Source organism: Erwinia sp. V90_4 (assembly GCF_029967685.1).
GTDB lineage: Bacteria > Pseudomonadota > Gammaproteobacteria > Enterobacterales > Enterobacteriaceae > Erwinia > Erwinia aphidicola.
Genome location: NZ_JASCAQ010000074.1, coordinates 22187 through 31988, shown reverse-complemented (window position 1 = coordinate 31988; position 9802 = coordinate 22187). Strand labels below are relative to the sequence as shown.

Annotated in this window: 10 protein-coding genes and 1 riboswitch; of the genes, 3 read left to right on the top strand and 7 right to left on the bottom strand. The window is 55.3% G+C overall.

Going from position 1 to position 9802, the window contains the following annotated elements; all coding sequences use genetic code 11:
• The first annotated feature begins 383 nt into the window (after positions 1-383).
• Positions 384-1973 (top strand): bifunctional phosphoribosylaminoimidazolecarboxamide formyltransferase/IMP cyclohydrolase, encoded by a 1590-nt coding sequence (purH, locus tag QLG07_RS23555; protein WP_048914331.1) that lies wholly within the window; start codon positions 384-386, stop codon positions 1971-1973.
• 14 nt (positions 1974-1987) lie between these two features.
• Complete coding sequence (gene purD, locus QLG07_RS23550; protein WP_099755108.1) at positions 1988-3268, top strand: phosphoribosylamine--glycine ligase; 1281 nt, start codon at positions 1988-1990, stop codon at positions 3266-3268.
• A gap of 76 nt (positions 3269-3344) precedes the next feature.
• On the opposite strand, the gene QLG07_RS23545 is transcribed toward purD, so the two are convergent.
• The 7 genes from QLG07_RS23545 to nudC all read right to left on the bottom strand — a co-directional run bounded on the left by QLG07_RS23545 (position 3345) and on the right by nudC (position 8901).
• Positions 3345-4010: a DUF1481 domain-containing protein gene (locus QLG07_RS23545; RefSeq protein ID WP_282470272.1), complete on the bottom strand. Its 666-nt coding sequence runs from the start codon at positions 4008-4010 to the stop codon at positions 3345-3347.
• 131 nt (positions 4011-4141) lie between these two features.
• The gene (gene hupA / locus QLG07_RS23540) at positions 4142-4414 is read right to left on the bottom strand and encodes a nucleoid-associated protein HU-alpha (protein ID WP_002438605.1); all 273 of its coding nucleotides are present in this window, start codon (positions 4412-4414) and stop codon (positions 4142-4144) included.
• 188 nt (positions 4415-4602) lie between these two features.
• The gene (locus tag QLG07_RS23535; protein ID WP_048914328.1) at positions 4603-5193 is read right to left on the bottom strand and encodes a YjaG family protein; all 591 of its coding nucleotides are present in this window, start codon (positions 5191-5193) and stop codon (positions 4603-4605) included.
• Positions 5194-5258: 65 nt separating this feature from the next.
• On the bottom strand, positions 5259-5924 hold the full coding sequence (nfi, locus tag QLG07_RS23530; RefSeq protein ID WP_048914327.1) for a deoxyribonuclease V: 666 nt from the start codon (positions 5922-5924) through the stop codon (positions 5259-5261).
• A gap of 20 nt (positions 5925-5944) precedes the next feature.
• Positions 5945-7012 (bottom strand): uroporphyrinogen decarboxylase, encoded by a 1068-nt coding sequence (gene hemE / locus QLG07_RS23525; protein ID WP_282470271.1) that lies wholly within the window; start codon positions 7010-7012, stop codon positions 5945-5947.
• A gap of 139 nt (positions 7013-7151) precedes the next feature.
• The gene (locus tag QLG07_RS23520) at positions 7152-7865 is read right to left on the bottom strand and encodes a polymer-forming cytoskeletal protein (protein ID WP_282470270.1); all 714 of its coding nucleotides are present in this window, start codon (positions 7863-7865) and stop codon (positions 7152-7154) included.
• A 259-nt stretch (positions 7866-8124) separates the two neighbouring features.
• Positions 8125-8901, bottom strand: coding sequence for an NAD(+) diphosphatase (gene nudC, locus QLG07_RS23515; RefSeq protein ID WP_133622222.1), 777 nt, complete (start codon positions 8899-8901; stop codon positions 8125-8127).
• A gap of 72 nt (positions 8902-8973) precedes the next feature.
• On the opposite strand from nudC, the gene QLG07_RS23510 reads away from it, so the two are divergent.
• Positions 8974-9480 carry an Rsd/AlgQ family anti-sigma factor gene (locus QLG07_RS23510; RefSeq protein ID WP_048914323.1) on the top strand — a complete coding sequence of 169 codons (507 nt, stop codon included), beginning with the start codon at positions 8974-8976 and terminating at the stop codon, positions 9478-9480.
• Between the two features lie 138 nt (positions 9481-9618).
• A riboswitch (TPP riboswitch) is annotated at positions 9619-9719 on the top strand.
• Positions 9720-9802: the final 83 nt, after the last annotated feature.

The window sequence follows — 9802 nt, the reverse complement described above, 5'->3', positions numbered from 1 at the left end:
TTGAGAAGTTTTTCCGGCGGTTCAGATACTTCCTGAACCTCCTGAGCCGCTGGCCGGTAAGCCGTTGTGCCGTCTCAGTGGTTGCGCATTATAGGGAGATCCTGACGAGTGACAAGGGCTAATTTGCGATAATTTGACTGTTTGCTGCAATCCCCAGCAAAAGCCTGCTTTATACCTGCTTATGCACAAACTTATCCACATTCGTCGCAACAGCGTAATTTTGACGAGCATCGCGCAATCGTTTTCGCTACAATGCCCCGCGCAAACGGAAGCCCCCTCAGGGGCGTTACCTGAGACTTATTTCTCTTCTATATATAGAAAGAGATCGCTAAGCCTCATATAACGCTCTTTATATGCGATCCAAAGCCCAAGGGATAAACCTCATGCAACAACGTCGTCCTCTACGCCGCGCGCTGCTCAGCGTGTCTGATAAAGCCGGTATCCTCGAATTCGCTCAGGCGCTTTCCCAACGTGGCGTCGAGCTGCTGTCCACTGGCGGTACTGCACGCCTGCTGGCAGAGGCTGGCCTGCCCGTCACTGAAGTGTCTGACTACACCGGTTTCCCGGAAATGATGGATGGACGCGTCAAAACGCTGCACCCGAAAGTGCATGGTGGCATCCTGGGGCGCCGCGACCAGGATGATGCCATCATGGCTGAGCACGGCATCTCCCCTATTGATATTGTTGTCGTTAACCTCTATCCGTTTGCCCAGACCGTGGCGCGGGAAGGCTGCTCGCTGGCAGACGCCGTTGAGAACATTGACATCGGCGGCCCGACCATGGTGCGCTCTGCGGCGAAGAACCACAAAGACGTGGCGATCGTGGTGAAGAGCAGTGACTACCAGGCCATCATTGCGGAGCTGGATGCCAACGACAACTCGCTGACGCTTGAAACCCGCTTCGACCTGGCGATTAAAGCCTTCGAACACACTGCCGCCTACGACAGCATGATTGCCAACTACTTCGGTAGCCTGGTGCCGGCTTACCACGGCGAAACTACCGCGCCATCCGGCCGCTTCCCACGTACCCTCAACCTGAACTTCATCAAGAAGCAGGATATGCGCTACGGCGAGAACAGCCATCAGGATGCTGCCTTCTATATAGAAGAGAATGTTGCTGAAGCTTCGGTGGCAACGGCACAGCAGGTGCAGGGCAAAGCGCTCTCTTACAACAACATTGCCGATACTGATGCGGCGCTGGAGTGCGTGAAAGAGTTCGACCAGCCAGCCTGCGTGATCGTCAAGCACGCTAACCCGTGCGGTGTCGCCGTTGGCGCTTCCATTCTCGATGCTTACGAGCGCGCGTACAAAACTGACCCGACCTCTGCTTTCGGCGGCATCATTGCCTTTAACCGCGAGCTGGACGAAGCCACCGCGCAGGCGATCATCAGCCGCCAGTTCGTGGAAGTGATCATCGCGCCTGCGGCCACTGAAGCAGCGTTGAAAGTGACCGCTGCCAAACAGAACGTGCGCGTGCTGACCTGTGGTCAGTGGCAGCAGCGCCAGAGCGCGCTCGATTTCAAACGCGTTAACGGCGGCCTGCTGGTGCAGGATCGTGACCTCGGCATGGTGAATGAGAGCCAGCTGCGCGTGGTCAGCAAACGTCAGCCGTCCGAGCAGGAGCTGCGTGATGCGCTGTTCTGCTGGAAAGTGGCGAAGTTCGTGAAGTCGAATGCCATCGTCTACGCACGCGACAATGTGACAATTGGTATTGGTGCCGGTCAGATGAGCCGCGTTTACTCCGCGAAAATCGCCGGAATTAAAGCCGCCGATGAAGGCCTGGAAGTGAAAGGTTCTGCGATGGCGTCAGACGCTTTCTTCCCGTTCCGCGACGGTATTGATGCCGCTGCGGCCGTGGGTATTACCTGTGTGATCCAGCCGGGTGGTTCGATCCGTGATGATGAAGTGATTGCCGCCGCGGATGAGCACGGCATTGCAATGATCTTCACCGACATGCGCCACTTCCGCCATTAATTACGGAGCCTCAGATGAAAATTTTAGTGATTGGTAATGGCGGCCGTGAACACGCGCTGGCCTGGAAAGCCGCTCAGTCCCCGCTGGCTGAGACCGTGTTTGTTGCGCCGGGCAATGCCGGTACTGCGCTGGAACCCGCGTTGCAGAACGTGGCTATCAGCCCAACCGATATTCAGGGCCTGCTGAGCTTTGCGCAGAAGGAGAAAATCGACCTGACCATCGTTGGCCCGGAAGCACCGCTGGTGATTGGCGTCGTTGATGCTTTCCGCGCTGCGGGTCTCAAGATCTTTGGACCCACTCAGGCCGCTGCGCAGCTGGAAGGCTCGAAGGCGTTCACCAAAGACTTCCTCGCACGCCACAAGATCCCGACGGCCGAATACCAGAACTTCACGGACGTTGAGCCTGCACTGGCTTACGTGCGCGAGAAAGGCGCGCCGATCGTCATTAAGGCCGACGGGCTGGCGGCAGGTAAAGGCGTGATCGTCGCGATGACGCTGCAGGAAGCGGAAGACGCCATTCAGGATATGCTGGCTGGTAACGCCTTTGGCGACGCAGGTCACCGCATCGTGGTGGAAGAGTTCCTCGATGGCGAAGAAGCCAGCTTTATCGTAATGGTTGATGGTGAGAACGTCTTACCGATGGCCACCAGCCAGGATCACAAACGCGTTGGCGATGGTGATACCGGCCCGAACACTGGCGGCATGGGAGCTTACTCCCCGGCTCCGGTGGTAACCGACGAGATCCACCAGAAGGTGATGGACGAAGTGATCTGGCCAACCGTGCGCGGCATGGCGGGCGAAGGCAACGTTTACACCGGATTCCTGTACGCCGGTCTGATGATCGACAAGAGCGGCCAGCCGAAGGTCATCGAGTTTAACTGCCGCTTTGGCGATCCAGAAACGCAGCCGATCATGCTGCGCCTGCAGTCGGATCTGGTCGATCTCTGCCTGGCTGCCGTTGACGGCAAGCTGAACGAGAAAGACTCCGTCTGGGATCCACGCCCTTCACTGGGTGTGGTACTGGCGGCTGGCGGGTATCCGGGCGATTACGTCAACGGTGAGCAGATCCACGGTCTGCCGCTGGAAGAAGTGGCGGATGGCAAGGTGTTCCACGCCGGGACAACGCTGCAGGACGACCTGGTGGTGACCAACGGTGGGCGCGTGCTGTGCGTGACCGCCCTGGGTGAAGATGTGGCCGCTGCACAGAAGCGTGCCTATCAGCTGGCGCAGCCAATCTCCTGGAATGGCAGCTTCTACCGTAAAGATATCGGCTATCGCGCGATTAATCGTAAATAGTAACAGCGGGCGATAAGCTGTCGCCTGCTGCCAGGTAGCCTGAGGGGCGGAGGGTTAATCCGCCCCTTTTTCATGCTTAAAAACTCTCATCCTTAGGCTCACTGCTGCAGAAGTCATCGCTGGCGACCTGCAACAGCTGCGTGCCGCCCGGTGCTTCCAGCCAGGCTACGCTCACCGCTCCGGGTTTGTCACGCTGCTGGCGGGCGATATAACCCAGCTCAGTACGGGTAAACTCAGGGCGAGCCTGCTCGCCCTGGCAGGTCTTAATCGAACCATCCGGCTGCCAGCTGCCCTGACGCAGCAGCACGCGCCCTGCCAGCAGGTCATCGCTGACTTTCAGCATCCGCTGGGCATCAAACTGATACAGCGCCACCGCGTCAGCGGAGAGCGCCTCACGCCGCCCGGAGAGCTGGCGCTGCATAAAGCTCAGCCTGCCTTCAAGATCAAAGCGCAACATCACGTCATCAGGTGCTGCGCCAATGATGTGGCGCTCCACCGAGACAAGCTTGCCCTGCTGCCACAGGTAGTCGCTGGTTTCCACCGCCCCACCGCTGAAGGGCGTATACACCGTCATCAGATGGGCGACCTGCTGGTCGTGATTTTTACGCCAGATGCGCACCGCACCGCGATCGGCAAGATAGCCGCTGGCGGTAAAGTCGGGAAGATCGGAGTGCGAACTGCAGCCTGCTAACAGCAGCAGCATGGCGAAAGAGAGGGTGCGTTTGCAAAGGGATAGTTTCATGACGAAAAGAGTATCACAACCCTGGCGCCAGCAAAGAGGCTTCAGCAGGGGAAAACACAGTGAAGGCTGAAATGAGGATAAACAAAAGGGGCGAATCCGCCCCCCTGTTTAAACTCTTCACCGTTAGACGATTACTTAACAGCGTCTTTCAGTGCTTTACCAGATACAAATGCCGGTACGTTTGCAGCAGCAATTTTGATCTCTTTGCCAGTCTGCGGGTTGCGGCCAGTACGCTCAGCACGGTGGTTAACTTTAAAGGTACCAAAACCAACCAGTTGTACAGCATCACCTTCTTTCAGAGACTCAGTAATCGCAGCCAGGGTGGATTCCAGAGCAGCTTTAGCCTGGGTCTTAGACAGGTCCGCTTTGTCCGCAATTACATCAATCAGTTGAGTCTTGTTCATAAGTTATCCTTACAGTGTATTTATCGCTTGCTAAGCACCGAGTGCGAGGGAAAAACCAGATTCTGGCACTCTCCTGCATACACGCACCGATAGCCACATTTTTCAGCCCCCCAAATGTAGACCAGACTGGGGGCGAATGTGAAGCCCAAAGGCGCGACAAATCGGGCCTGAGGTCACGTTTTGTCGCCTTACTGCTGAAAATTTATACCGATATTACTGATTCCGGATTCGCGCAGGTCAGATCGCAGTCCTTTTATCAGTTCCAGGTCCCGCTCCTCACAGGCGGCGAGCAGGCGGAATATCTCCCACTGGATGTCCCATTCCTCTTCGACAGCGGGATTCTCTTTTAGCTCTTCTTCGGTCATTTCACGGCCGGCCTGGGTCATTTCCAGCATTGCGACGGTAGTGATGGAGGTCTCGCTGACCGCAACCGCGTGGGTGAAGGTTTCACCACTGAGGCGAGAATGCAGCAGTTCGCTCAGCGCCACGCAGGCATCGATTGCCGGGTAAACACCGTACAGATCGTAATCATCGGCAGAGGGGATCGCCTCTTCCAGTTTTTCCAGCTGGCTGTCGAAGTTAACCTTGGCGTCTTTCACCACCAGGGTTTCCCACAGCAGATCAAGAATACGACGATAGAGCTGGCCATCACCAAAGCCGGTTTGCTGACAAAACTCGCGGTAGTTGGGCGCCATACGTTCGCACAGGCAGGCCATAAAAGTAACGTGCTGCCAGCTTTCGAGTTTTTCCAGCCGCAGATGAATCGGGTTACGTAACATATCGGGATCTCAGAATTAATGCGCTTGCCGCAGTGTACCTGAAAAGCCACTGGGCAGCACGAATGCTAATCTGCGGAGAGTTTACTGAATGCCGGGCGCCGGGAGGCGATAGCATCCGCCCAGCGCGTGGGTTCCGGCAGGCGATAACCGCGCAGGCAGTTCTGCACCCACTGCAGCGCAGTGGCCTGACTGACGCGATGCCCGGGAGAGATAAACAGCGGATTACAGCGCAGCTTACTGCGCAGCACCCAGCCAAGCTGCTGCTCTTTATCAATCAGGGGTTCCACGCTGCCTGGCGCAGCACCGGGCGGTGTAAACTTCCCGCACAGGCGCTTTTTCGCCACGCCGATGGTGGGGACATCCACCAGCAGGCCAAAATGGCTGGCAACGCCGAGGCGACGCGGATGGGCAATGCCGTGACCGTCCACCAGCAGCAGGTCAGGATGGTGCTCCAGCAGCTGCCAGGCGGCCTGTAGTGCGGGCATTTCACGGAAGGAGAGGAAGCCGGGAATATAGGGCATGGTAGTGGCAATACGCGCCACCCGATGCTCAATGACCTGCATTGAGGGATATTCGAGGATCGTCAGCGCGGCACGCGTCACTTCACCGCCCTGTTCAAATCCGACATCTGCCCCGCCAATCAGGCGCGGCGGCATCACGTCAAAATCATCCCGGACAATCACCTCAGCGGCGCATTGCTGCTGCTGGTCACGTAATGCTGCGATATCCATAGTTCCTCCCCCTGGCTGATTTACCCGAGGTGGTAAGGGCGCGAAAGCTTATGCACCGCTTCAACAAACACACCTGCGTTTTCGGGTGGAACATCCTGATGAATGCCGTGGCCCAGATTGAAGACATGGCCGGTACCCTCGCCAAAGCCTTCAAGAATACCCGCCACTTCCTGTTCGATACGTGCTGGCGATGCGTAAAGCATGGAGGGGTCCATATTGCCCTGCAGCGCCACTTTATGGCCTACGCGGCGACGTGCATCGGCAATGTCGGTGGTCCAGTCAAGACCCAGCGCATCACATCCTGTCGCCGCCATGGCTTCCAGCCACTGTCCACCCCCTTTGGTAAACAGCGTTACCGGCACGCGTCGGCCTTCGTTCTCGTGCAGCAGACCATCGACGATTTTGTGCATGTAGTGAAGTGAGAACTCCAGATAATCGCGCCCGGTCAGCACGCCGCCCCAGGTGTCAAAAATCATCACCGACTGTGCACCGGCACGGATCTGCGCATTGAGATACTGGGTGACGCTGTCCGCCAGCTTATCCAGCATCAGATGCAGGGTTTCGGGTTCGGCGTACATCATCTTTTTCAGCTTGGTGAAAGCCTTACTACTGCCGCCTTCAACCATATAGGTCGCCAGCGTCCACGGGCTACCGGAGAAACCGATCAGCGGCACTTCGCCGTTGAGGTTTCTACGAATGGTGCGCACCGCGTTCATTACGTAACCCAGCTCCTGCTCAGGATCGGGAATGGGCAGCTTTTCTACGTCGGCACGGCAGGTAATCGGGTTAGAGAAGCGTGGACCTTCGCCCGCTTCGAAATACAGCCCCAGGCCCATCGCATCGGGGATCGTCAGGATATCGGAGAACAGGATCGCCGCATCCAGCGCGTAGCGGCGCAGAGGCTGCAGCGTGACTTCGCAGGCCAGTTCGGCATTTTTGCACAGCGACATAAAGTCACCGGCCACGGCACGCGTGGCTTTATATTCCGGCAAATAACGGCCGGCCTGGCGCATCATCCACACCGGGGTCACATCAACCGGCTGGCGCAGCAGGGCGCGCAGGTAACGATCGTTCTTCAATTCGCTCATCTTAAGGCTCTCTCTCCAGTCATGCCTGTAGTGTAACATTTACTGGAATTGACCGTGAGGCTGCGCAGTAAAATGCACCGCAAAGAGAGCCTCCCCCCTACTGTAGTCGTGCAATCTTGGTGCAGCCAAAGGGGTAAGCTTACTTTGTGAGGGTTAACGCCTGGGAGCTCAGAGGATTATCTTCAACGGCAGCCAGCGCAGCAGGGGCTTTATGGCTGGCCTCAGTCGGCCTTTTCTCTCTCTTACTGGCTAGTGCCATCTCATCGTCAACCTGATGAGACATACCAATAAAGGCCCCCCCTTTTTCAATAGCCAGCTCGTTAGTGTAGATCTCCCCCTCTACCCGGCCACGGGACATAATAGTGACGCTTCCCGCGTGGCAGCTTCCCTTAAGTAAACCGTTAATGACGAGCTTTGCGGATTTCACCGTGCCGACAACGCTTCCCTCTTTACCAATCTGCGTGATTTTCTGGCTGGTAATGTTTCCTTCGACCGTACCATTAACCGTAATATTATTTTCATTGGTTATTTCCCCCCGCAATACCGAGCCGAGTGAAATAGTCGTTTCTTTAATCATCAGGTCGTCATGACGTTCACTAGTAGCGGCTTTGGCGGGTTCAGTATTTAGGGCAGGAGCATTTTTACCTACGCCTGCATCGCGGTCTTTTTTGGAGAAATTAAGCACGTGAGCAACCATCCTTTTTTTGTGCAAAGATAAGATAAATAAAAATAAAATACAGAGTCCTGCGGCGATAGCCAGGAGGTACATGATTCTTTTCTGAGACAGCGCAAAGGCGACGATCGCACATCCCCAGAAGATCCAAATCCCCCACAGCGGCCAATTTTTTTTCATGTCTGACCTGATAATACAGTCTGTTTTCCCACACATCATCCTTATGCTCCCGGCACGTGTTAATCTTCAGCAGAATAATCGCCGCATCACAATTCACGTCCTTTCTGGAAAAAATAAACCAATAGAAATAAAAAACTCCAATAACGTGAGACTGTATTTTTTAACCGCTTTTAATTATGGATTTTTCTTATTTATTTGCAGGCTCATCCTTGAGCCCGATAATATTTGAATTTATTGCAGAAATAAAGCAACGGGGTGATCAGGATTCTGCTTCTGCCCGGCACAGGGCGACGGTATCTTCGATCAGGCGGCGTGCCACGGTTCCTGCCGGCGGCAGCTGCGGCAGCGCATCAAAGCGATACCAGCCCGCGTCGAGCAGCTCTTTCGGGTCGATGACTATCTCCCCGCTGTCGTAGTCGGCCATAAACGCCATCATTAGCGACTGCGGGAACGGCCAGGGCTGGGAGGAGACATAGCGCAGGTTTTTCACTTTGATCCCGCTCTCTTCCATCACTTCACGCGCCACGGTCTGCTCCAGGGTTTCCCCCACTTCGACAAATCCGGCCAGCACGGTATAGATGCCGTTACGATGGCGGGTATGTTGCGCCAGCAGGATCTCTTCGCCACGGCGGATTGCCACGATGATGCACGGCGCAATCTGCGGATAGTAGCGTTGGCGACAGTGGCTGCACAGGCAGGCCCACTCTGTTTTGCTGTGGTGCATTTCATGGCCGCAGTAGCCGCACCAGCGGTGCGAGCGGTAAAACTCCGCCAGCTGAATACCGCGCCCGACGAGTTGGAACAGGCCACTCTCCTGATCCAGTAGCTGACGTAGCGATCCCATCTCCTGCGGTCGGGTGGCACGGATCAGCCATACCGGTTCACCCTGCCACTCACCAATTATCGATCCTGTCGATCCCACAAGGTCCAGTTCAACGGCCCCACCGTACGGTAATTCGCCTTTTGGTAACCAAATTTTGTGTTCCTGGCTGACAATCCACCAGCCAGCGTCTACGCTTAAAATTTCACGTTCCATAAATTTTTCATCATCCTCAGTTTTAAACTGGATTGAGGTCAGACGTTAAAAATAACACTCACGGAGTTGAACATGCTTAACCAGTTAGAAAATCTCACCGCGCGCGTCGGCGGTTGCAGTGAACTGGTCGATTTTTGTCTGCACGCGCGTAAGCAGTTGCTGGTCGCGTATTACCAGATGGTTGGCATCAAGCCTAACAAGGAATCGATGACTACGCTTGATGAAAATGCGCTGGATACCTTTTGCCAGAACCTTGTGGATTACCTCTCCACCGGGCATTTCACCGTTTATGAACGTTTTATTCAAGAGATGGATGGGACCGAGCAGCTGGCAAAAGCCGCGCTGATCTACCCATCACTCCAGGCGAATACCGAACAGATCATGAAGGTCTATGACTCGTATCTGGAAACGGCTATCGACCATGATAACTGCCTGGAATTTCAGCAAGCCCTCTCTACCGTTGGTGAAGCCCTGGAGGCGCGATTTACGCTGGAGGATAAATTCATCAAACTGGCTTTAGAAAAAGGCTCTGATATTCAACCTGCTGCCAATCAATCTTCCCTTGCACGCCCTGCCTGATACGTTATCAGAATGTGATCCTCTTGTAGTTTGCAAAAAGCCCCTTTATGCTTGAGGGGTTAGGGCGAGGCATGCCTCGCCCCTGCGTATTGTCAATTCGAGATTGGGAATTCTGGCGTAGTAACCAGAAAACCAATCGATATCTTGTCGGAGTGCCCTAAGGGGCTGAGACCGTTAATTCGGGATCCGCGGAACCTGATCAGGTTAGTACCTGCGAAGGGAACAAGAGTAAATCTGTTATTACGCTACGGATGCGTATTTCCGTATCGTTCTTATTACTCCCGCCTCCAGGCAAGCAAACTTCCCGATGAAACAGGAACTT